This window comes from Mycobacterium sp. G7A2 (assembly GCF_041902445.1).
Lineage (GTDB): Bacteria > Actinomycetota > Actinomycetes > Mycobacteriales > Mycobacteriaceae > Mycobacterium.
The window spans coordinates 3,065,802-3,089,920 of record NZ_CP169251.1 but is presented as its reverse complement, the minus strand read 5'-3'; the positions used below and the strand labels follow the sequence as shown (position 1 = coordinate 3,089,920).

12 protein-coding genes are annotated in these 24,119 nt (G+C 70.2%); 10 read left to right on the top strand and 2 right to left on the bottom strand.

What is annotated here, in order from left to right; translation table 11 throughout:
• The 7 genes from ACEWX3_RS14800 to ACEWX3_RS14770 all read left to right on the top strand — a co-directional run bounded on the left by ACEWX3_RS14800 (position 1) and on the right by ACEWX3_RS14770 (position 19,373).
• Positions 1-5,430, top strand: coding sequence for an SDR family NAD(P)-dependent oxidoreductase (locus tag ACEWX3_RS14800; protein ID WP_374156953.1), 5,430 nt, complete (start codon positions 1-3; stop codon positions 5,428-5,430).
• Positions 5,430-10,826, top strand: a complete 5,397-nt coding sequence (locus ACEWX3_RS14795; RefSeq protein WP_374156952.1) for a type I polyketide synthase — start codon at positions 5,430-5,432, stop codon at positions 10,824-10,826. Before ACEWX3_RS14800 ends, ACEWX3_RS14795 begins: the two co-directional genes overlap by 1 nt.
• The gene (locus ACEWX3_RS14790) at positions 10,823-15,286 is read left to right on the top strand and encodes a type I polyketide synthase (protein ID WP_374156951.1); all 4,464 of its coding nucleotides are present in this window, start codon (positions 10,823-10,825) and stop codon (positions 15,284-15,286) included. Before ACEWX3_RS14795 ends, ACEWX3_RS14790 begins: the two co-directional genes overlap by 4 nt.
• Before the next feature lie 97 nt (positions 15,287-15,383).
• Positions 15,384-16,388: an ATP-binding cassette domain-containing protein gene (locus ACEWX3_RS14785; protein ID WP_374156950.1), complete on the top strand. Its 1,005-nt coding sequence runs from the start codon at positions 15,384-15,386 to the stop codon at positions 16,386-16,388.
• Positions 16,385-17,224 carry an ABC transporter permease gene (locus ACEWX3_RS14780; RefSeq protein WP_286183357.1) on the top strand — a complete coding sequence of 280 codons (840 nt, stop codon included), beginning with the start codon at positions 16,385-16,387 and terminating at the stop codon, positions 17,222-17,224. Before ACEWX3_RS14785 ends, ACEWX3_RS14780 begins: the two co-directional genes overlap by 4 nt.
• A complete protein-coding gene (locus ACEWX3_RS14775) occupies positions 17,224-18,093 on the top strand; it encodes an ABC transporter permease (protein WP_207067987.1) in 870 nt (289 codons plus the stop codon). The genes ACEWX3_RS14780 and ACEWX3_RS14775 overlap by 1 nt, the downstream gene beginning before the upstream one ends.
• Before the next feature lie 23 nt (positions 18,094-18,116).
• Positions 18,117-19,373, top strand: coding sequence for a phthiocerol/phthiodiolone dimycocerosyl transferase (locus ACEWX3_RS14770; RefSeq protein WP_374156949.1), 1,257 nt, complete (start codon positions 18,117-18,119; stop codon positions 19,371-19,373).
• Here the strand turns inward: ACEWX3_RS14770 and ACEWX3_RS14765 are convergent.
• Positions 19,366-20,196 carry a class I SAM-dependent methyltransferase gene (locus ACEWX3_RS14765; protein ID WP_207067985.1) on the bottom strand — a complete coding sequence of 277 codons (831 nt, stop codon included), beginning with the start codon at positions 20,194-20,196 and terminating at the stop codon, positions 19,366-19,368. The genes ACEWX3_RS14770 and ACEWX3_RS14765 overlap by 8 nt on opposite strands.
• A 128-nt stretch (positions 20,197-20,324) precedes the next feature.
• On the opposite strand from ACEWX3_RS14765, the gene ACEWX3_RS14760 reads away from it, so the two are divergent.
• Genes ACEWX3_RS14760 through ACEWX3_RS14750 form a run of 3 tightly spaced genes read left to right on the top strand, consistent with a single transcriptional unit; the run spans position 20,325 to position 22,249 of the window.
• A complete protein-coding gene (locus tag ACEWX3_RS14760) occupies positions 20,325-21,026 on the top strand; it encodes a flavodoxin family protein (RefSeq protein ID WP_374156948.1) in 702 nt (233 codons plus the stop codon).
• Positions 21,010-21,513, top strand: coding sequence for a DUF2505 domain-containing protein (locus tag ACEWX3_RS14755; RefSeq protein ID WP_207067983.1), 504 nt, complete (start codon positions 21,010-21,012; stop codon positions 21,511-21,513). Before ACEWX3_RS14760 ends, ACEWX3_RS14755 begins: the two co-directional genes overlap by 17 nt.
• Position 21,514: 1 nt before the next feature.
• Positions 21,515-22,249 carry a nitroreductase family protein gene (locus ACEWX3_RS14750; RefSeq protein ID WP_374156947.1) on the top strand — a complete coding sequence of 245 codons (735 nt, stop codon included), beginning with the start codon at positions 21,515-21,517 and terminating at the stop codon, positions 22,247-22,249.
• A 26-nt stretch (positions 22,250-22,275) separates the two neighbouring features.
• Here ACEWX3_RS14750 and ACEWX3_RS14745 read toward each other — a convergent pair whose 3' ends face one another.
• Positions 22,276-23,643: a hypothetical protein gene (locus ACEWX3_RS14745; protein WP_374156946.1), complete on the bottom strand. Its 1,368-nt coding sequence runs from the start codon at positions 23,641-23,643 to the stop codon at positions 22,276-22,278.
• Positions 23,644-24,119: the final 476 nt, after the last annotated feature.

Below are 24,119 nucleotides of genomic sequence, written 5' to 3'. Positions count from 1 at the left end.
ATGACCCAAGCCTCTTCAGCGTCGCCCGCCACACCGGACCGGCGGGCGATCATCACCGAGGCGCTGCGCAAGATCGACGATCTGACCGCACGACTGGCCGAAGCCGAGAAGGCCGAGACCGAGCCGATCGCCGTCGTCGGCATCGGTTGCCGGTTGCCCGGCGGGGTCGACAACGCCGACGATTTCTGGAAGCTGTTGTGCGACGGCGAGAGCGGAGTCATCAGGGTGCCCGCCGACCGGTGGGACGCCGACGAGTTCTATTCGCCCGACCACAGCGTGCCGGGCACCATCTGCAACCGCGAGGGCGGATTCCTCACGTCCTGGCAGCCCGACGAGTTCGACGCCGAGTTCTTCGCCATCGCGCCGCGTGAGGCCGCCGCCATGGACCCCCAGCAGCGGCTGCTCCTGGAAGTGTCCTGGGAGGCGCTCGAGGACGCCGGCATCAATCCCCGCACCCTGCGCGGGTCGGCGACCGGCGTGTTCATCGGCATGACGACCAACGACTACTACCACTCGGTGGTCGGCACGTTGCGGCCCGAGGACATCGATCCCTACATCCCGTTCGGCAACGCGCCGAACTTCGCGGCGGGCCGGTTGTCCTACTTCCTCGGCGTCCGCGGTCCGGCCGTGGTCAGCGACACCGCGTGCTCGTCGTCGCTGGTCTCCATCCACCTGGCCTGCCAGAGCCTGCGTCGCGGCGAGAGCGACCACGCCCTGGCCGCAGGGGTGAACCTGATCCTGAGCCCGGAGAACAACATCGCCTGTTCCCGGTGGGGCATGCTGGCGCCGGACGGCCGGTGCAAGACCTTCGACGCCGACGCCGACGGCTACGTCCGCAGCGAGGGCTGCGGTGTCGTGGTGCTCAAGCGCCTCTCCGACGCCCAGCGCGACGGGGACCGGGTGCTGGCGGTGGTCCGCGGCTCGGCGGTGAACCAGGACGGCGCCAGCAGCGGGCAGACCGTGCCCAACGGTCCCGCGCAGCAGGAGCTGATGCGCAAGGCACTGCAGACCGCGCGGCTGGCGCCGGCGGACATCGACTACATCGAGGCCCACGGCACCGGCACCGCACTGGGCGATCCGATCGAGCTCGACGCGCTGGCCGCGGTGTACGGCGACCGAGGCGCTTCGGCGCCGCTGGTGCTGGGTTCGGTGAAAACGAACCTGGGCCATCTCGAGTCGGCGGCCGGGGTGACGGGCTTCATCAAAACCGTGCTCAGCGTGCATGACGGGCACATTCCCAAGCAGCTGCACTTCCACTCCCTGACCCCACAGGCGGGGGAAGGGGCGTCGCGATTCCGGATCGCGTCGGAGCCGCTGGACTGGCCGGCGGTCGAACGGCCCCGCCGGGCCGCGGTGTCGTCGTTCGGCGTCAGCGGCACCAACGCGCACATCCTCGTCGAGCAGGCACCCGAACCCGCCACCACGACCGAGGCGCAACCGGAACCGCCGGTGAGCACGCTGGTGGTCACCGGCAAGTCACCGGCGCGCATCGCGTCGCTGGCGGGGCGCCTGGCCGACTGGCTGCAGTCTCCGGACGGGCAAGCCGTGACTCTGGCCGACGTCGCCGACACGCTCAACCATCGCCGCGCGCTGCATCCCCGCTTCGCCACGGTCGCCGCCGCTGACCGCGGGCAGGCGATCGCCGGGCTGCGCGCTCTCGCCGGTGGCTACCCGGCGCCGGGTGTGGTCGGCCCCAACGATCCGTCCATCGGCTCGGGCACGGTCTTCCTGTACTCGGGGCAGGGTTCGCAGTGGGCCGGCATGGGCAAGCGTCTGCTGGCCGACGAGCCCGCGTTCGCCGCAGCCGTCGACGAGCTCGAGGGCGACTTCGTCAGCCAGGTGGGGTTCTCGCTGCGTGACGTGCTCACCTCGGGGGAGACGGTCGAGGGCATCGACCGTATCCAGCCGGTGCTGGTCGGCGTGCAGCTGGCGCTCACCGCGTTGTGGCGCTCCTACGGAATCGAACCCGACGCAGTGATCGGGCACTCGATGGGGGAGGTGACCGCGGCCGTGGTCGGCGGCGCGCTGAGTCCGGCCGACGGGTTGAAAGTGATCGCCACCCGCTCGCGCCTGATGAAGCGGCTGTCCGGGCAGGGCGCGATGGCGCTGCTGGAACTCGATGCGGCCGCCGCCGAGCAGTTGATCGCCGGATATCCCGGACTCACCGTCGCTGTCTACGCCTCGCCGAACCAGACCGTCATCGCCGGTCCCCCGGATCAGGTGGACGCCGCGATCGCGGTGGTCGACGCCCAGGACAGGCTGGCGCGCCGGGTCGACGTGGACGTGGCGTCGCACCACCCCATCATCGATCCGATCCTCGGCGACCTCCGCGACGCACTGTCCGGTCTGTCCCCGCGGCAGCCGAGCATCCCGGTCATCGTCACTACCGACGGCCGACCCAGCGACGGCACCTGTGTGTTCGACGCCGAGCACTGGGTGGCCAACCTGCGCAACCCGGTCCGCTTTGCCCGCGCGGTGGCCGCCGCGGGCGCCGAGAAGTCGTTGTTCGTCGAGGTCAGCCCGCATCCACTGCTCGCACATGCGATCAAAGACACCCTGCCAGAGGCGGGGCACCGCAGCATCGCGACGCTGCAGCGCGACGCCAACGACACCGTGACGTTCCGCACCAACCTCAACGCCGCGCACACCGCGCGGCCGCCCAGGCAACCGCAGCGCGGCGGCCCGCGGGTGCGGCTGCCGTTGACGCCGTGGCATCACGCGCACCACTGGATCCACACCGCGAAGCCCGCCGACCGGCAGGCCCGCAGCGACCGGGACGTCGCCGCGCCGGCCGAGGGGGAGAAGCACGAGTGGTTCCATCAGCTGAGTTGGCCGGTCAGCGACCTCGCCGCGGGCCGGGCCGACGGTCCATGGCTCGTGGTGGCCGAAGACGGCGAGGCGCTGGCGGGGTTGCTCGCCCCGGGGTCGCGCGCGCTCGCACTGGCAGCGCTGGACGAGGGCGCTGACGAGTCGGCGCTGCGCGCCGCGCTCGAGGGCGTGGCCCACGTGGTCTACGCGCCGGCCACCCCAACGGGCCGTTTCGACGCCGCAGGTGCCTATCAGGTGTTCGGCCAACTACGCCGTCTGGTCGTCGCGCTGGCCGGTATGTCCGGCGCACCCCGGCTGTATGTGGCCACCCGCAACGCCCAGCCCGTCGCCGAGACCGACCGCGCCAACCCGGCGCACGCCGCGCTATGGGGACAGGGCCGCACACTGGCGCTCGAGCATCCCGAGTTCTGGGGCGGGCTCATCGATGTCGACGAGACGCTGCCCTCGGAACTGCTTGCGGCATACCTGCTTTCCGAAGCCGCCCACACCGGCGGCGACGACCAGGCTGTCTACCGTGCCGGTGAGCGGCGCGTGCCGCGACTCGAGCCGCGGCCGTTGCCCGCGGTGCCCCTGACCCGGTTGGAGCGCGACACCAGCCACCTGGTGATCGGCGCGACCGGCAACGTGGGTCCGTATCTGATCCGCCAGCTGGCCGAGATGGGCGCCGCCACCGTGGTGGCGGTGTCGCGGCGGGGCGGGGGAACGCTCACCGAACTGGCCGACGAACTCGCCTCGCGCGGTACCACGTTGGTCGAGGTGGCCGCCGATGCCGCCGACGAGGCGTCGATGGCGACCGTGTTCGACCGCTTCGGCGCGGATCTGCCGCCGCTGGAAGGCATCTACCTCGCGTCGCTGGCGGGCGGCGAGGCGCTGCTGAGCGAGATGACCGACGACGACATCACGCCGATGTTCCGCGCGAAGGTCGACTCGGCGGCGGTGCTGCACAAACTGTCGCTGACCACACCGGTGCGACGGTTCGTGCTGTTCTCGTCGATCACCGGCCTGCTGGGCTCCCGCGCCGTGGCGCATTACACCGCGGCCAACGCGTTCGCCGATGCGTTCGCCTATGCCCGCCGCACGCTGGGCCTGCCCGCCACGGTCGTCGACTGGGGCCTGTGGAAGTCCTGGGCGGATGCGCAACCGCAGATGAAGGCGGCGGGTCTGGAGCCCATGCCGAACGACGTGGCGATCCGGATGCTGCCGGCGGTGTTGAGCCCGGACGCCCCCGCGCAGGCCGTGGTGGCCGGCGCCGACTGGGCGCGGTTGGCCGACGCCTACCGGATACGTGCGGCGGTGAAGGTGCTCGACCATCTGCTGGCCACTCCCGGCGACGGGGTGAACCTGGATTCCGTACCCGCCCCGGCGTGGGGAACGGTGCTGGGCGAGAAGGTCGAGAGCACCGGTCACGACCGGGTGTGGCGGGCTCGCCTGCTGCCCGACGAGCGGCCCTACCCCGTCGCGCACCGGGTGCGCGGCGTCGAGGTCGTCCCGGTTTCGGTTCTGCTGCAGACCCTTTCGTCAGCGGCCGAGCAAATGGACGGCGCCGCGGTCGGTGACGTCCGGTTCGAGTATCCGATCATCGCTGACCAGCCCAAGGTCATCCACGTGGTGGCCGACGGCACGACACTGACCGTGTGGTCGAGCGCCGGCCCGGACACCGCCGAGCAGCGCTGGACGCGGCATGCCGGCGCCGTGCTGACCGAAGCCGCCACCGCCGCCCCGCAGGGCGATCAGAGCCCGCTCGACGGACAGCTGTTCGACGCCGCGGCCATCGCCGAGATGCAGCGGGCGTGGGGTGTGGAAGGCCAGCCGTTCGCGTGGACGGTGACCGAGTGTGCCGCCACGGTGGCCGGTGCGCGCGCCGACGTCCAGCTGCCCGAGGAAGCCGAGTCGCCGGCGGCGGCGCTGGTCGACGCCGCGGTGCATGTCGCACGCCTCGCCGATGCGGACAACCCGGCGCTGCTGTTGCCGGCGGGGGCGGAGAGCCTTGCGGTGCACGCCGCGGCGGGCCACCGCGGCGTGGTCGAGGTGTACCGGCGTAGCCGGAACGGCGGGGCCGGCCTGCTGGTCGACGTCCGCATCACCGGCACCGACGGCACCACCTGGGTCGACATGCGCGGGCTGAACTACGCCCCGGTGGAGTCGGCCCCGGCCCCCGTGACCGACGAGACCGACTCGGCCGCAGCCGAGTTCATCGACTGGTCGACGATGACCGCCGCGCAGACCGTGGCCGAGCTGCAGGTCAGGCTGCGGGCGGTACTGGCCCGCGAACTGGGCATGCCCGAGGACGCGGTGGACGTCGACCAGCCCTTCCCCGAGTTGGGTCTGGATTCGATGATGGCGATGAACCTGCTGCGCGATGCCAAACAGCTGGTTCGGATGGACCTGTCGGCCACCATGCTCTGGAACAACCCGTCCATCTCGAAGCTGTCGGCGTTCGTCGCCGAGCTCCTGGCGCCGATGCAGCAGGCCGCGCCCGAGCCCGAGGCCGACGACTCGGCGGAGGGCGCCGAGGAGTTCAGCGTCCTCGACGAGCTCTTCGACAGCATCGAATCTTCTTCCGTGGAATCGGCGAATGCCGGTAGTGAGGGCGCAATCTGATGAAGACGACCTTCGACAGGATCTCGGCGATGTCGGCCGAGCAGCGAGACAAGCTGGCCGAACAGTTCGAGAAGGCCTCACGCGTCGCCGGTGCCGAACCGATCGCCGTGGTCGGTATCGGCTGCCGGTTTCCCGGAGGAGTGAGCGGGCCGGACAGTTACTGGGATTTCCTGGAGAAGGGCACCGACGCGATCCGCGAGGTTCCCGCCGACCGGTGGGACGCCGAAGCGTTCTACGATCCCGATCCGATGGCGCCGGGCCGGATGCCCACGAAGTGGGGCGCCTACCTGGAGGACATCTCGGGCTTCGACGCCGAGTTCTTCGGCATCACCCCGCGGGAGGCCGCGGCGATGGATCCCCAGCAGCGGGTGCTGCTCGAGGTGGCCTACGAGGCGCTGGAGAACGCCGGGCTGGCACCCGACGCGGTCGGCGAAGTCCGGGGCGCGGTGATGATGGGCGTGTACTACAACGAGTACCAGAGCGCATCGGCCGGCAACCCGGACACCATCGACGCGTACTCGGCCACCGGCAATGCCCACAGCGTCACGGTCGGCCGGATCGCCTACCTGCTGGGCCTCAAGGGTCCCGCCGTCGCGGTCGACACCGCATGCTCGTCGTCGCTGGTCTCCATCCACCTGGCCTGCCAGAGCCTGCGGATGCGCGAGAGCGACCTGGCCCTGGCCGGCGGGGTGAGTTTGTCCCTGCGCCCGGAAACCCAACTCGCACTGGCCAAGTGGGGAATGCTCTCACCCAACGGCAAGTGTTTCGCGTTCGACTCCCGCGCCGACGGGTTCGTCCGCGGCGAGGGCGCCGGCGTCGTCGTCCTCAAGCGCCTGACCGACGCCGTGCGCGACGGTGACCGGGTACTGGGCGTGGTCCGCGGCTCGGCCGTGAACCAGGACGGCCGTTCCAACGGCCTGACCGCCCCCAACGCCCCCTCGCAGCGGGACGTGATGACGCGGGCGCTGCGCTCGGCCGACGTCGCCGCCGGAACCGTGAGTTACGTCGAAACCCACGGCACCGGAACGGGTCTGGGCGACCCGATCGAATTCGACGCGCTGGCCGCCGTCTACGGCAAGGGCGAGACTCCCTGCGCTCTCGGCGCGGTCAAGACCAACATGGGCCACCTCGAGGCCGCGGCCGGCATCGCCGGGTTCATCAAGACCGTGCTGACCCTGCAGCACGGCACGATCGCACCGAACCGCAACTTCGAGAAGTGGAACCCGAGCATCGACGCGTCGGGCACCCGGCTGTTCGTGCCGACCCAGGCCGGCCAGTGGCCGCAGACCGAGCACCCGCGCCGCGCGGCCGTGTCGTCGTTCGGCATGGGCGGCACCAATGCCCACATCGTGCTGGAGCAGGGCCCGGAAACGGTTCCCGCACAATCGAGTTCGGGCCCCTCGGTGACCACCTTGGTCGTCTCCGGCAAGACCCCGGCCCGCATCGCGGCCTCGGCCCGGGTGTTGGCCGACTGGCTCGACAGTGACGGCGCCGACGTCGCACTGGGTGACGTCGCGTTCACCCTCAACCACCACCGCAGCCGCTACCACAGCATCGCCACGGTGTCCGCACGCGACCACGCCGAGGCCGTCGCCGGGCTGCGCGCCGTCGCGGCCGGTCAGCCCGGACCCGGTGTGGTCGGCGTCCACGACGCGAAACCCGGTGCGGGAACGGTGTTCCTGTACTCCGGCCAGGGCGCGCAGTGGGCCGGTATGGGCAAGGCGCTGCTGGCTGAGGAGCCGGCCTTCGCCGACGCCGTCGACGAGCTCGAACCCGCATTCCTCGACAAGGTCGGCTTCTCGCTGCGCCAGACGCTGGAAGCCGGCGAGCCCGTCGTCGGCATCGACCGCATCCAGCCCGTGCTGGTCGGGATGCAGCTGGCGTTGACCGCGCTGTGGCGCTCGTACGGCGTCGAGCCGGACGCGGTGATCGGCCACTCGATGGGGGAGGCGACCGCGGCGGTGGTGGCCGGGGTGCTCACCCCGGCCGAGGGTCTGGACGTCATCGCCACCCGGACGCGGCTGATGAAGCGGCTGTCCGGGCAGGGCGCGATGGCGCTGCTGGAACTCGACGCCGCCGCGACGGAAAAGCTCATCGCCGACCGGCCCGAGGTCACCATCGCGGTCTACGCGTCGCCGAAACAGTCGGTGATCGCGGGTCCGCCGGCGCAGGTCGACGAACTCGTCGCCCTCGTCGACGCGCAGGGCAAGCTCGCCCGGCGTATCGAGGTGGACGTCGCGTCGCACCATCCGACGATCGACCCGGTGCTGCCGGAGCTGCGTGAGGCGCTGGCTTACCTGCGCCCGGCCGCGCCGAAGATCCCGCTGGTGTCGACCGTGGCCTACGCGGGTTCGGAACCGCTGTACAGCGCGGACTACTGGGCGGCCAACCTGCGTAACCCGGTGCGATTCAGCCAGGCGGTGCACGATGCCGGCGCCGATCACGCCAACTTCATCGAGATCAGCCCCCATCCGCTGCTGTCGCACGCGATCAGCGACACCCTCGCCGCGCAGCCCACCAGCCGCACCTTCCACGTGGGCGCGACCGTCAACCGCGACCATCCGGAGACGGTGGCGTTCCACGCCCAGCTCGCGGCAATCCGGCCGCCCGCGGTGAAGCTGTCCGACGGCGCCTCCGGCGCGCATCTGGCCGACGTGCCGCCCACCGCGTGGCAGCACGAGCCCTACTGGATGGCCGACCGTTCGACCGGACGCGAGTTCTCCGGTGCGCATCCGCTGCTCGGGATGCATGTGGAGCTTCCGTCGGGCCACGGACACGTCTGGCAGTCCGACGTCGGGCTGGATCCGCATCCGTGGCTGGGGGACCACCTGGTCCACGGGCTGCCGGTGATGCCCGGCGCCGGGTTCGCCGAGATCGTGCTCGCCGCCGGCTGCGAGGCGCTGGGCCGGCCCGCCGACGCCGTCGAGGCCGAGGTGACCGTCGAGCAGATGCTGCCGCTGGACCAGCACACGAAGCTGACCACCCAGCTGAGCACCGCCGAGGACGGGTCGCTGCGCGTCGAGGTCCACTCCCGGTCCGAGGCCGGCACCTGGACCCGCCACGCGGTCGGCACCGTTCGCGCTGCCGAACCGGCCACTCCGGACCGCCTGGGCGCCACTGCCGATGGGGCAGTGGTGGTCTCTCCGGCCGATTTCTACACCGCTCTCCGGCGCACCGGCGCCCACCACGCCCACGCGTTCGCGGCGCTGACCCGCATCGTGCGGGCAGCCGATTCGGCCGACACCGAGATCGTGCTGCCCGACGAGGCGACGCCGCACCGGGGCATGATCCTGCACCCGGTGATGCTGGACGCCGCACTGCAGGGCCTGGCGGCCGCGATGAGTGACGCCACGCTGGCCGAGGCCACCGACGTCACGTTCCTGCCGGTCGGATTCGATTCGATTCGGGTGTTCGGCGAGGTGGGCCGGCGGGCCAAGTGCCGTGCCGAGCTGCTCGGTGTCCGGGAGGACAGCGGGGACGCGCAGGGCCGGGTCACGCTCACCGACGAGACCGGTGCGGTGCTCGCCCGTGTGGACGGCGTCCAACTCAAGCGCATCCAGCGGCGCACCGTCCCGTTGCCGTTGTCGCAGAAGATCTTCGACACCCGCTGGGTGGAGTCGGCGGCGCCGGCGGCGGGGTCGCCCACCGGCAGCTGGCTGGTGCTGGCCGACGGCGCGGCGGCCCTGGCCACCGCCACCGACTTCGCCGACCGGTTCGGCGGACCGCAGCGGAAGGTGGTCACCGCCGACCTGGCCGACGACGCCGCGGTGCGGGCCGGGTTCGAGACCGCGACGTCGGCGGCGGATCTGCCTCCTGCCGGGGTCGTCGTCGTCATCGACCATCCGGCCTTCGACGGCACCGACGCCGAGGGCGCGCTGGCCCACACGCGCGACGTGCTCTGGCGCGTGGCCGGCACGGTGCGCACGCTGGTGGGCAGCTGGCACGGCAAGCCGCCCCGGGTGTGGCTGGTCAGCCGTGGCGGTCTGGTCGTCTCCCCGGGCGACACCGCGAACCCGGGCGTCAGCAGCCTCGACGCGCTGGTGCGCGTCCTGGCCTACGAGCACCCGGACCTGCGGGTGACGCTGGTGGACACCGGCGCCGACGCCGACGCGGTGACACCGCTGATCACCGAGATCGACGCCGACGGCACCGACGACGTCGTGGCCTGGCGCGCCGGTGGCCGGTACGTCGAGCGCCTGTCCCGTGCCACGCTGCCGGCCGAGCCGGGCCGGCTGGTCGTCCGCGCCGACGGCTCCTATGTCGTCACCGGCGCGTTGGGCGGCGTCGGCATGGCCGTCGTGCGCTGGTTGGTCGACAACGGCGCCGGCCGGCTGGTGCTCAACGGTCGCAGCGCTGCCTCGGCCGAGGTGCAGGCGACCCTCGACGAGCTGTCGGGGCGCGCCGAGATCGTCACGGTGCTCGGCGACATCACCGCGCCCGGCGTCGCCGAACGGCTCGTCGCCGCCGCCGAGGAAACCGGTAAGCCGCTGCGCGGGGTGATCCACTCCGCGGCCGTGCTCGACGACGAGCTGGTCGTCGGGCTCACCCGGGAGAGCCTCGAGCGGATCTGGGCACCCAAGGCGAGCGGAGCGTGGCGGCTGCACGAGGTCACCGCCGCCAAGGAGCTGGACTTCTGGGTCGGCTTCTCCTCGGTGGCCGCGCTGCTCGGCTCACCCGGCCAGGCGGCGTATGCGTGCGCCAACGCCTGGCTGGACGCCCTGGTCGCATGGCGGCGGGCGGCCGGGCTGCCGGCCACCACGATCGACTGGGGCCAGTGGGCCGAGGTCGGCCTGGCCAGTTCGCTGCGGTTCTCGGTGCTCGACCCGATCACCCCGGACGAAGGCGTCGACGCGCTCGGCGGCGTGTTGGCCGCGGGCCTGACCCGCGTCGGGGTGGCCCGGCTCCGGCTGGACCGCGCCGCGGCGGCCTTCCCGGAGATCAACCAGATCGGGTTCTTCGCCGATCTGGTCGGGGAGCTCGACGTCGACGACGCCGACGAGGACTGGGCCGGACCGGAAGCGCTCAAGGAGATGGACGCCGCCGAGGTCAACCGCGTGGTGCTGGCGCGGCTGCGCCGCCGCATCTCGGCGATCATGGGGTACTCCGACGAGAGCGCGGTGGACATTGCGCGGCCGCTCACCGAGATCGGACTCGACTCGCTGATGGCGGTGCGCATGCGCAACACCATCCGGGGCGACTTCGGTGTCGAGCCCCCGGTGGCACTGCTGCTGCAGGGAGCCAACCTGGCCGACGTGGCGCTGGATCTGATCCGCCAGCTCGGCCTGGAAGAGCAGGAGTCCGCCGAACGCCCCAACGCCCTGCGGGACCGGGCGCAGCAGCGCGCCGCAGCGCGTCAACGAGCCGCATCGCGGCGGAAAGTGGGACCACGATCGTGACCAGCAGTACCGGAGACTCGCGGACCGGGGACCTCCCCGAGAATGCCATCGCCGTCATCGGCATGGCGGGGCGGTTCCCTGGCGCGGACTCGGTGTCGGCGTTCTGGCGCAACCTGCGCGACGGGGTCGAATCGATCGTCGATCTGTCCGAGCAGGAGCTGCTGGCCTCGGGCGTGACCGAGCGGACGCTGGCCAACAACTCCTACGTGCGCCGGGCCGCACTGATGGCCGGTATCGAGGACTTCGACGCCGACTTCTTCGGCTTCACGCCGCACGCCGCGCGGACGCTGGACCCGCAGCACCGGCTGTTCCTGCAGTCCGTGTTCCACGCGCTCGAGGACGCCGGCTACGACCCGGCCGATCTCGAGGCGACCGTCGGGGTCTTCGGAACCAGCTCGACCAGCGGGTACCTGCTGCACAACCTGATGTCCAACTACGACCCGGCGATGGTCATCGGGCAGGGTGCCAGCTTCGACATGGTCGCCCTGTCGCTGTCCAACGACAAGGACCATCTCGCCACCCGGGTGGCCCACCAGTTCAACTTCCGCGGCCCGGCCCTGTCGGTGGCGACGGCGTGCTCGTCGTCGTTGGTCGCGGTGCACCTGGCGTGCCAGTCGATCCTCAACGGCGAATGTGACATCGCACTGGCCGGCGGCTCGTCGATCCGCATCCCGAACCGGGTGGGCTACTGGTACGAGCAGGGCTCGATGGTGTCCCCGACCGGACACTGCCGCCCGTTCGACGTGCGCTCCGACGGCACCATCTTCGGCAGCGGCGTCGGTGTGGTGGTCCTCAAGGCGCTCGAGGACGCCGTCGACGACGGCGACCACATCCACGCGGTGATCCGCGGGTCGGCGCTGAACAACGACGGCGCCACCAAGATGACCTACGCCGCGCCCAACGCGCTCGGGCAGGCCGAGGTCATCGCCGAGGCGCACGCCATCGCCGGAGTCGACGCGTCGAGCGTCACCTACGTCGAGACCCACGGCACCGGCACCCCGCTGGGCGACCCGATCGAGGTCGAGGGCCTTCGCCAGGCGTTCGACCTGGCCGAGGAGACCCGCAGCGCCCCGTGCTATCTCGGCTCGGTCAAGTCCAACATCGGTCACCTCGAGACGGCGGCCGGTATCGCGGGTCTGATCAAGGCGATCCTGTGCCTGGAGCACCGCGAGATCCCGGCCACGCTGCACTACAACAGCCCCAACCCCGAATTGCACATCGACCGCGGACCCTTCCGGGTGCGGGGCGCGAACGGGCCGTGGGAGGCCGACGGGATACGCCGCGCCGGGGTCAGCTCGTTCGGCGTCGGCGGCACCAACGCCCACATCGTGCTGGAAGAGGCACCTGCCCGCCCGGCGCCGGCCGCAACGCCGGGCCCGCAGGTCCTGCTGCTGTCGGCGCGCAGCCAGGAGGCGCTGGCCCAGGCGCGTGCCGACCTGGCCGCCGACCTGGCCGGCGAGGACACGGTCAGCCTGCCCGACGCGGCCTACACGCTGACCCGGCGGCGCCGGGAGCCCGTCCGGCTGGCCGCCGTGGTGCACGACCAGCAGAATGCGGCGGCGGTGCTGGCGGCGGCCGAGACCGACAACGTGTTCATCGGCGACGCGGTTGCCGACCTGGACGAGTCCGCCGACGCCGGACAGCGTGTCGCGTTCCTGTTCCCCGGGCAGGGGGCCCAGCACATCGCGATGGCTCGCGGACTGCACGAGAGCGAACCGCTGTTCGCCCGGCACTTCGACGAGTGCGCCACGGCGTTCAGCGACGAGATGGGCTACGACCTGCGGGCCGAGATCTTCGACGGCGTGGGACGCAACCTCGAACACACCGACCGCGCCCAGCCCGCGCTGTTCACCGTCGAGTACGCGTTGGCCAAGCTGATCCAGTCCTACGGCGTGACACCGGCGGTCATGGCCGGGCACAGCATCGGTGAGTATCCGGCGGCCACCCTGGCCGGGGTGTTCGACCTCGAGACCGCGGTCAAGGTGGTGTCGATGCGCGCGCGGCTCATGCACGCGGCGCCCCGCGGCGTCATGGTGGCCGTGCCGCTCAGCGTCGACGCCGTCGCCGAGCACCTGACCGGCGATGTCGACGTCGCCACGGTCAACGATCCGGGGAGCTGCGTCGTCGCCGGCAGCGAGGAGGCCATCCGCACCTTCCAAGCCGCGCTGGCCACGGCCGGGGTGGCCGCACGGCGCGTGCGCACGTCGCACGCCTTCCATTCCCGGCTGATGGACCAGGTGGTGGCCGAGTTCACCGCGTTCATGTCCCGGATGACGCTGCACGAACCGCAGATCCCGTTGCTGTCCAACATCACCGGCACCACGATGTCGGCGGCCGAGGCGACCAACCCGGCCACCTGGGCGCGCCAGATCCGGGCCACCGTCCGCTTCGCCGACGAGCTGGGAGTGCTCCTCGCCGAGCCGAACCGGGTGCTCGTCGAGGTGGGGCCGGGCGGCACGCTGACGTCGTCGGCGGGGCGTCATCCGGCCTGGACCGACCGCCACCGGGCGGTTCGCCTGATGCGGCACCAGGCCCAGAACCGGGGTGACCACGACACGTTCCTGCTGGCACTCGGCCAGCTGTGGGCGGCAGGCGTGCCGGTGGACTGGGAACGCATCTGGAACCGCAACGCACCCGACCAGACTCAGCAGCGCAGCCTGGTGAGCCTGCCCGGCTATCCGTTCGCCAAGCAGCGGCACTGGGTCGAGCACAACCCGAAGGCGGCGTGGGGCTCGGCCGGCGCGGCCGGTCAGGGAGTGGCCGATCCGGTGGCCGGCGCGTCCGGCTCCGGCACCGCGGGCGGCAAGTCCACGGTGGAGATGTCCCTGCAGGGCATCTGGTCGCAGTGCCTGGGGCTGCCGGACATCGACCCCAACGCCAACTTCTTCGAGCTGGGCGGCGACTCGCTGATCGCGATCAGCGTCGCGATGACCGCCGGGCATCAGGGCCTGGACCTGACGCCGCAGGACATCTACGAGAACCAGACGGTGGCTTCGCTGGCCCGGGTGCTCACGGCCCGGTTCGCCGAGGGCGGACTGGCCCGCCAGACGCTCGACGACGTCGTCAACCCGCCGGTCCCGCCGAACGTGGCCTACTTCCTCGAACACGGCCTGCGCGACGCGGGCCGGTGGCGCATCCCGGTGGTGCTCGGGCTGCGGTCCGACGTCGGTGAGGCCGACGTCACCGCGGTGCTGACCGCGGTGACCGGCACCCACGATGCGCTGCGGGTGCACCTGGTCGAACGCGCCGGAACGTGGGAGCAGCACATCGCCGAACCCGGCGAGTTCACCGCTCTGGTGACCAAGCAGCTCCCGGCGGACGTCCCCGCGGGCAGCACCGGTGAGCGCGAGGCGGTTCAGGCGATCCTCGACGAGCAGATCGCCGAGCATCAGTTGCTCAGCGCCCCGCTGTCGGCGACGTTCATCCGGGGAGCCGGCGGGGGACCGTCGTACCTGGCGCTGAGCCTGCACGGCGTGGCGGGCGGCTCGGCCGACGACGGGGTGTCGCGGGACGTGCTGCTGACCGACATCTTCACCGCCTTCAACCAGCGCATGTCGGGCCAGGAGATCAGCCTGGCCCCGGTGGCGACGTCGTGGCGGGAATGGTCGCAGCGCTGCGCGACGCTGGCCACCCATCCCGCGGTGCTCGAGAGCCGCGACTACTGGCTGGACACGGCCGGCAGATCGACGCTGAGCGTGGCCGGCCCGGAGGTCTCCGAGCGGCCCGCCGCCGAGGATCTGGTCCGGCTGTCGACGACGCTGGCCGCTGCCGACACCGCCGAGGTCGACGACGCCCGCCGCCGGTTGCGGCTGCCGGTCGAGGAGCTGCTGCTCGGCGCCCTCGCGCGCACCGTGGCCGCCACCATCGGCGAAGGCACGGTGACCGTGGACCTGGGCGGCCGGGCCCGGTCGGTGCTCAAGCCCGACGTCGACCTGCAGCGCACGGTGGGCTGGTTCACCGCGGTACACCCGATCGCGCTGTCGGCGTCGACCGCCGAGCATGCGAGTGCCGGCGAGCTTCTGGGCGGCGTGCGCGAGACGGTGCAGGCGGTGCCGCACTACGGCATCGGCTACGGCCTGCTGCGCTACCTCTACGCACCCACGGCGCGGGTGCTGGGTGCGGCCAGACCCGCCGACATCCTGCTGTCGCACGTCGGCACGATCCCCGACGTCCCCGAGGGGCAACCCGACGACGCCCCGGTGCGGTTCGACTCCGACACCGCGATGCCGATCCGCGACACCCTGCCCGGGCTCGGACACGCACTGGAACTGCGCGTCTACCGCAGCTCAGGGGCCCTGCACCTGGATTGGTGGTACGACAGTCGGCGACTCGGCCCCACCGATGTGGAATCCTTTGCCAGGCAGTACTCGTCGGCACTCGTCGAGCTCACCCGCGAAGCGGTGGCCGAAGAGGACGCCGACACGGCCGGCGACGAGCTGGCTCTGGTTGATCTGTCGTGACCGGCGATGGGTTGATCCGTCGTGACCCACACCGATCGGTCTGTCTGCCGCGACGGATCGCCCGGTCGGGTTCCACGACCGGGGGGAGGAGGATCCCATGACCCGCACTGACAAGGCGGTGATCGTCGCCGGCATCAAGAAGTCCTTCGGCTCGGTCGCTGCGCTGCGCGACGTCAGCTTCGAGGTCGAGCGCGGCGAGGTTCTCGGTCTGCTGGGCCCGAACGGCGCCGGGAAGACCACGACCGTCAACATCTTGTCGACGCTGATCAAGCCGGACAGCGGACGTGCGCTGATCGCCGGTCACGACGTGGTCGGCGATCCCGCCGGGGTGCGTCGCTCGTTGATGCTGACCGGCCAGCACGTCGCGCTGGACGAGTTGTTGACCGGCCGCGAGAACCTGTTGATGTTCGGCCGGCTGCAGGGCCTGAAGAAAAAGGTGGCCAAACAGCGGGCCGTGGAACTGCTCGAGCAGTTCGACCTGGTTCATGCCGGGGACCGCCCCGTGGGCACCTACTCCGGCGGGATGAAACGGCGCATCGACATCGCCTGCGGACTGGTGGTGCGTCCCGAGGTGGTGTTCCTGGACGAGCCGACGACGGGTCTGGACCCGCGCAGCAGGCAGGCGATCTGGGAGCTGGTCACCGACTTCAAGGAAGCCGGCATCGCGACGCTGCTCACCACCCAGTACCTGGAAGAGGCGGATCTGCTGTCCGACCGGATCATCGTCATCGACAGGGGGACGGTGATCGCCGAGGGCACCGCCGATCAGCTCAAGGAGCGCACCGGCGGCACGTACTGCGAGATCGTGCCGCGTCACCTGCGGGACATCCACGAGGTGGCCAGGCTGCTGGGGCCGCTGCTGCCCGAGGCGAACCGCGCGGCGCTGACCGAGACGTCCGACCGGATCTCGATGCCCGCACCCGACGGTCCCAACACGCTGATGGCGGCCCTGCAGATGCTCAGCGAGGCCCACATCGAGTTGATGGACATCGCGTTGCGCCGGCCGTCCCTGGACGAGGTGTTCCTGGCGCTCACCGGGGACGACACCCGCTCCCGCGACGACGAGACCGAGGAATTCGCCCGGGCGGACGCCTACGCGTGATCGACAACTCCACCCTCACTGCCCCGGTCGGCGCCGTGCCGGTCGGGGCGCGTCCGCCGGTGTCCACGCTGCAGCAGTGGTGGGTGCTGACGGTCCGCATGATCACCCCGACCCTGCGCAACGGCGAACTCGCGACGCAGATCATCGGTTCGATCGTGTTCACCGTCGGCTATTACCTTCCGCTCAAGCAGATGATGGGGGCGGTTCAGCCGCTGAGCAGTTACGCGCAGTACCTGACGCCGCTCATCGTGCTGCAGGCGATCTGGTTCGCCGCGGTGTCCGCGGCGTTCCGCTCGGCCACCGATTCGGTGCAGGGCATCAACCGCCGCTTCCGCGCGATGCCGATCGCGACGCTGACCCCGCTCTCGTCGCGGCTCACCGCCAGCATGTACCGGTGCTGCGTGGCGCTGGCGGTGTCGGTGGCCTGCGGCTATGTGATCGGGTTCCGATTCAACGAGGGGCCGCTGTACATCGTCGGTTTCGTGGCGTTGACGCTGCTCATCGGGGCCGGACTGGCGCTGATCGGTGATCTGATCGGCGTGGCCACCCAGAACCCCGAGGCGACCGCCCCGATGATGCTGGTGCCGCAGCTGACTCTCGGTCTGGCTTCGGTGGGCCTGCAACCGGTGGAACGCTTCCCCGAGTGGATCCAGGGCTTCGTTCGTAACCAGCCGCTGTCGCAGTGGGTGTACGGCATGCAGGCGCTGGCCGGCGACACCACCGATGCCGCGCCGCAGGCCACGCTGTCGGTGCTGGGGCCGGGCGTCGCGTGGGCGGTCGGTGTGATCGTCGTCGCGGGGCTGCTGCACGCTCTGGTCAGCCGGAGGCGGCGCTGATGGCCCGCACCGACAGCCGCGCGGCGGCGTCCGCCAGCAAGGCCCAGGCGCCCTACCGTCCTGGCGGCAGGCACCGGATGGAGCGCATCTGGGAGAACTCACCCAAGCAGCTGCTGCCGCAGGTGCTGGTGCTCACCGGCCGGATCCTGCGCCGCTGGAGCCGCGACCCGGCGACACTGGTGCAGTCGCTGGTCATGCCCGCCGGTTTCCTGGTGGCGCTGGACATCGTGCTCGGTGACGTCCTCGAGCAGGTCACCGGCGCCAGCGGGCTGTACTCGCAGGTTCCGCTGGTGGCGCTGGTCGGCGGCATGACAGGCGCGATCATCGGAGCGGTCGGCATCATGCGTGAACGCGAGGTCGGCCTGCTGTCCCGGTTCTGGGTGGTGCCCGTGCACCGCGCGGCCGGGCTGCTGGCCCGGCTGCTCGCCGATTTCATCCGCATCGTGCTGATCACCCTCGGCGTGTTGTGCGTGGGGTTGGCGCTGGGCTTCCGGTTCGAGCAGGGCGTGCCTGCCGCGGTGGCGTGGGTGTTCATGCCCGCGCTGTTCGGCGTGGCCCTGTCGGCGGCGGTGCTCACGCTGGCGCTGTTCTCGGCCAACACGATCGTGCCGCAGGCCACCGAGATCCTGATCGCGATGCTGATGTTCTTCTCGATCGGTTTCGTGCCGCTCGACCAGTACCCCGAGTGGCTGCAACCGATCGTCGAGCATCAACCGGTCAGCTATACCATCGAGGCGATGCGCGGCCTGGCACTCGAGGGGCCCGTCGCCGAGCCGGTGTTGTTCTCGGTGCTGTGGTCCGCCGGGATCTTCGCGGTGTGCGCGGTCCCGCTGGCGATCGGGTTCCGTAGGGCCAGCAAACGTGGTTGACAACGACCGGTAGGGAGTCTGACGTGTTTCCATCTTCGGGGATCCGGAAGCTGGCGCGCAGCGAGGAGATGTTCGCCGAGACCCACAATTTCGTCGGGTTGGCCGCTCACGTCCGCGGCAGCGTCGACGTCGATGCACTCGCCGAGGCGTTCGACGCGCTGCTGGCCGCCCACCCGGTGCTCAACGGCCACCTCGAGCAGTCACCCGACGGCCGGTGGGAGATCGTCCTCGACGATCTGATGCACGAGGGTCTCGACGTGGTGGAGGTACACGGCGACGACGAGCCGCCGCCGTTGCTGTTCGACCAGACCGCGGCGCTGTCGCATCTGCGGCTGACCGACCGGGACGGGCAGATCCAGCTGACCCTCTACATCCACCACAGCCTGGCCGACGGCCATCACCAGTTCAGCCTCGTCGAGGAGTTGTTCTCCACCTACACCGATCTGGTCACCACCGGGCGCACCTCACCACCGAAGGTGCATTCCGCGCCGGTGTCACTGGAGGTCGTGCTGGCGGACCGCAACGTGGAGAAGCGGCCGCGCTCCGGGCTCGAGCGGCTGCTCGCGGCGATGTTCGCCTACGAGCTGCCGCCGTCGCGCCGGGCCCCGTCGGAGTCGAATCCGGTTCTGCCGCAGCGGGTGCCCATGGCGTACTGCAAGCTCTCGGAGACCGAGACCGAGAACATCGTGGCGTTCTGCCGTGCCCACAAGCTGGGGCTGAACAGCCTGCTGTCGGCGGCGGTGCTGATGGCCGAGTGGCAGCTGCGCGCCACCCCGAACATCCCGGTTCCGTACGTGTATCCGGTGGATCTGCGGTATCTGCTCTCACCGCCGGTGTCGGCCACCGAGTGCACCAACCCGGTGGGTATCGCCACCTACCTCGCCGAGATCGAGCACGGCACCGATGTCATCGATCTGGCCCGCGACATCAACGACACCTTCAAGAAGGACATCGCCGAGGGCGTCATCCAGCAGAGCTTCCTGCATTTCAGCCCGCAGTACGTCGGAAACCCCCCCGGCCTGCCCGATGTCGTGATGTTCACCGACAACGGCATCGTTCCGCCGATGCGGATGCCCCCGGGCATGGAGTTGTCGGCCAGCCACGGCGAGCTGTACTTCGCGGTCAGCTCCGGCATCGAGATCTACACCAGCAAGATCTTCGCCGGCCAGCTGATGATCGAGTACCACTCGCACGGACCGGAGCCGGAGAAGTCCGTGAACGCGATCGACACCATTCTGCGCGGCATCGCCGCGCGTCAGGCCGGCGCCGGTGTCAGGTGACGGGCCCGAACGCGTAGCGGTGATACTGCAACGCTTTCCGCACCGGCGGAAGCACGGTCACCGCGCGACGCACCGCGCGGAACGGCCCGGATCCCCGCTCGGCGGTGCTGGCGTCGAACAGCGTTGCCGAGGCGAGCAACCGGATCCCCGGAACCCGGGACAGGATGTCGTCCGGGCGGTTGACGGCCCAGTGCAGCGTGGAGCCGGTGCGCCGCACCAGCGTCTGCATGCGCTGCGACCGGATACCGACCCAGTTGTAGAAGTCGATCTGCAGCTCGCCGGACGGGAAGCGCTCGACCACGCGGCGCAGCAGCGCGATGCCGTCCTCCTCGGTCAGATACATGCTGATGCCCTCGGCAAGGAACAGCACCGGCTTGTCCGCCGGAATCTGGTCCAGCCACGACAATTCCGTCGCCGGTGTCGCCAGCAGGTGGTAGTTCGGGCGGCTGGGGTAGATCTGTTCGCGCAACGCGATGACGCCCGGGAAGTCCACGTCGTACCACTGCACGTCCGGCCCCGGATCGATCCGGAAGACGCGGCTGTCCAGACCGCAGCCGAGGTGCACGACCGTGCAGGGGCCGTGCACGGCCAGGAACTGCCGGGCCCAGATGTCGTACTGGGCGGTGCGCACCGTCACCAGTGGCGCCCACGTGCCGCTGACGCCGAGCTCACGCCAGTCGTAGTCGATGCGGTCGATGGCCTCTTTGGCGAACCGGTCGCCGAGGACCGGCTGCTCGAAGTCCGCGTCCAGCGCTTTGAGGTACAGCGTGGTCAACATGGTCTGGGCCGGGCCGGTCAGATCGATGGACACCTTGTCGGTCATGAGACAGAGGCTATGCGGAAAGGTCGCTGCGGGACAATCAGCTTGGCGCACCGGCCGGCCGACACCGCCGGCCCCACACCGAAGGGAGCAGATGTGAATTCAGCGGGAGAGCCCACCGGCGGTCGTCGATGACCGCCGCGGACGGCGGCACCGGCCCGAAAGCGGCGCCGCGGGTACTGTTCGTCTACTACTCCTACACCGGTCAGACCGCGAAGGTGCTCGATGGGGCGGCCGAGGTGTTCCGGCAACGTGGGTGCGAAGTGCACACCGCGGCAATCGAGTTCGTCGATGCCAAGTACGCCGAGCCGTTCACCCGGTTCCCGATGCGCAAGGTGTGGCCGGACATGTTCAGCGTGCTGCCTGCGCAGAACCGTGGTCAGACGGGTGAGATCCGCACTCCCGATGCGGTGCGGGACGGGAACTACGACCTCGTCTGCCTCGGTTCACCCACCTGGTGGGACACCGTCAGCATGCCGCTTCGTTCGTTCCTCACCTCCGGCGAGGCGGCACCGCTGCTCGACGGCACGCCCTACGCGGTGTTCGTGGTGTGCCGGCGCAAGTGGCGGCGCAATCTGGAAGCAGTGCGCGAACTGGCGGACAAGAACGGTGGCCGGTTCGCCGACAGCATCCATTTCGGCTACCCCGGTGGCGAACTGCCGTCCCTGCTGTCGCTGGCGAGCTATCTGGGCTCGGGGGAGTACCGCGATCGCTATCTGGGCCTCAAACTCCCTCCCACCAACATCAGCGACGCGCAGGTGGGGCAGGCACGCACGTTCGCGGGCAAGCTTGCGGACCGATTGTTCGGTAAGCGCGATGCCACGTCCGTTTGACGTCCGCACCGACTCGCCCGCCAGCGTCGAGATGATCCATTCGGCGTTCGGCAGCGAGGCGTACTGGCACGCCCGGATCGCCGAGTTCGGCGGCGGCGCGACCACATTGGACACCTTGACCGTCGACGGTGACGGCACGATCTCGGTGGCCACGACCCAGGATCTCGGTCACGATGTGCTGCCCAGCGTGCTGGCCAGGGTGTTTCCCGGCGACCTGACGCTCATGCGGACCGAGACATGGCGTCCCGCCGCGGAGCGGGTCAGCGGCGAGGTCACGATCGCGGCGTCCGGCGTGCCCGGTCGCGGTCTCGGCGCGGCATCTCTCGCCCCGGCCCCCGACGGGTCCAGCCTGACCCTGTCCGGCACGGTCGAGGTCAGGATCCCGTTGGTGGGCGGCCGGATCGAGAAGTACATCTGCGATCAGATCACCGTCGAGATTCCCGCGCTGCAGCGTTTCACCTCGGATTGGATTTCCCGCAATGCCTGACATGGCCGATCGCGACCGCCGCTACACCGATACCCCTGGGGAGGTGCCGACGACGGCGGAAGCCCTTGCCCGCCTTGACATGCCGCTGGTCAACGCGATGTTGACCCAACGCGCGGTGCGACGGGTCTATCCCGACCCGATCGACGACGAGATCCTGATGAAGTGCATCGAGGTCGCCCTGCATGCCCCCACCGGGGCCAACGGGCAGAACTGGGAATTCATCGTCATCAAGGATTACGACACCAAGAAGAAACTCGCCAAGCGCTACCGGCAGGCCTGGAATCTGTACTACCAGACTGTCATCCGCCGGGTGGCGGCCACCGACGAGTCGATGGCGAAAACCGCGCGGGCCGTGCAGTGGCAGGTCGACCACTTCACCGAGGTCCCGGTCTTGATCGTGGCCTGCCTGCGGTTGGGCGCCAAGGACGGTCGGGTCCCGTTCGTGCCGATGCCGCACGCGGCACTGTCCGGCTTCTTCGGCTCGATCTACCCCAGCGTGCAGAACCTGCTTCTGGCTGCGCGGGCGATGGGGTTGGGCGCGTCGCTGATCACGCTGCCGCTGTGGAGCGTCACATCCACCCGCCGAACGTTGGGTCTGCCCGTCTCGGTCACGCCGTGCTGCGTCGTCCCGCTGGGCTGGCCGCGGGGCCGTTACGGTCCCACCACCCGCCGGCCTGCGGCTGAGGTGATGCACTTCAACAGGTACGGCAACCGGCCCTGGATGGGCACCGACTGAGAGCCGGTCCCCATCCAGGTCACGGGTCAGTCGTCGCTGCCGCCCGAGTCGCTGCCCTTGCTGTCGCTGCCCTTGCTGTCGCCCGAGTCGCTGTCCTTGGTGTCCGACGAATCGCTCGACGAGCTGGTCGCGCCCTGCGCGGATCCGCTGCTGCTGTCGTCGTCCTTGCGGTGCTTGCCGCCGGTGGTGGAGCTGTCGGACTCGGCGTCAGCGTCGGCCTCGGCTGATTCGTCGGCGGCCTCGTCAGCGTCTTCTTCGGTGCCGGCCTCGTCGGCGTCTTCTTCGGCGGAAGCCTCTTCGGTGGCCGCCTCGTCAGCGTCCGCTTCGATGGTGGAGTCCTCCGTGACATCCTCGGACACGACATCCTCGGACGCCTCGTCGACGACGTCTGCGACGATCGGCGCGGACTCGAACTTCTTCTTCAGCTCGTCGGTCGCCTTGGCCACGATCGACGACTCACGCTGATCCGCCGCAGCGGCGGACTCGCCACCGGCCGCCTCGTCGGCGTCCTCCGCGACGGGAGCGACATCGCTGGGCGCGGCGACGGGGGAGAGGCCGACAGACGAGGCGACCAGCATGGCGTTCGCCTCGGCCGGAGTCTCCGACTCCTCGTCCTCGGGGGCGATGTCTTCCTCGGGTTCACGCAGGAAGTGCTTGAAGAACGTCTCGATCTCGCGCACCGCGATCCAGTCGGGCAGGTGACCGGTGATCTGCAGCGCGGCACTGAAATTCGCGACGGCCGTGACGACCTCCCACCAGGTCACGGTCTGGATGCCGGTCGGCTCGGCGGTCAGCGATGCCCACACCGATTTGATCGGCTCCGCCGGGTCCAGGATGACCTGCTGTTCGGACCATTCGGTCTCCTGGCCGTCGATCGGATTGATGACGGTCGGGAAGGTGTAGCCGTCCTCGTCGTAGAACTCGCTCATCGGGACCTTGAACATCAGGTCCAACATCCCGGGCAGGTCTTCGCATTCGTAGGCGCAACCCTCGTACATCGGCAGATTCGCTGCGGCCCACCAGTTCAGGTGCTCGCCCCACGGCTGCGAGAACGACGGGAAGGGCACCAGGACGTTGACCGCCTCGCGCAGCATGTCCGGATTCGCAGGATCCCAGCCCCACACGTTGTTGGGGTGCGATTCGTTCCAGCTGCCGCTGATCGCCAGCGCGGTGGCCAGCCGGTCCAGCGCGGCCACCATGTTGGCCGGCGCGCTGAAGACCTGCTCGATCGCGTTGATCGGCACGTAGGCCAGCGAGGACGCGGTCAGGCTGACGTCTTGTTCGACGACTCGTGCGGTCGCGGGTGCCGGCGGCTCCAGTGGCGCGACGGCGAGGACACTGGCCCCCACCAGGGCCACGCTGGTCGTGATGACCGGTTTCACAGCTACTCGCATGACACCCATCTCTTCAGGCAGTTACGTTTGATGACCGCCTGACCATACCCTGCCGAGAAGCTGTGCGGCTTCCCGTTCGGCAAACTTCTGGCCTGACACGTCGGTGACGCGACCCGGCCGCTCGCGCACCCGCGCATCGCCCCGTGTGCCGCTCCCGGATCTCTTTGCTGCTCAAGGGTGCCCGTGACCTGCCGCGGTGGGACAGCCACCTCTGTTATTGACGCAGACGCGAAATATGCTGCTGGGTATACGTTCCGCTTCTCGTGGTCCGGCGCCGGTTCCTCCGACAGCTTGCCGTCGCAACGGGAGCGCAGTCCGTTCCGTTCGCCAGAGAGGCAGGCGCCGCGGCTGACCGAGAAGCCCGCGGTCGGCAATCTGTGCACCGATGTCGCGTCCGAGCAATCACCAGCAGTACCGATCGATGGCGCCGACGGACGCGGGACGGTCGCCACCCGGATGGCCACCGGCAAACGACC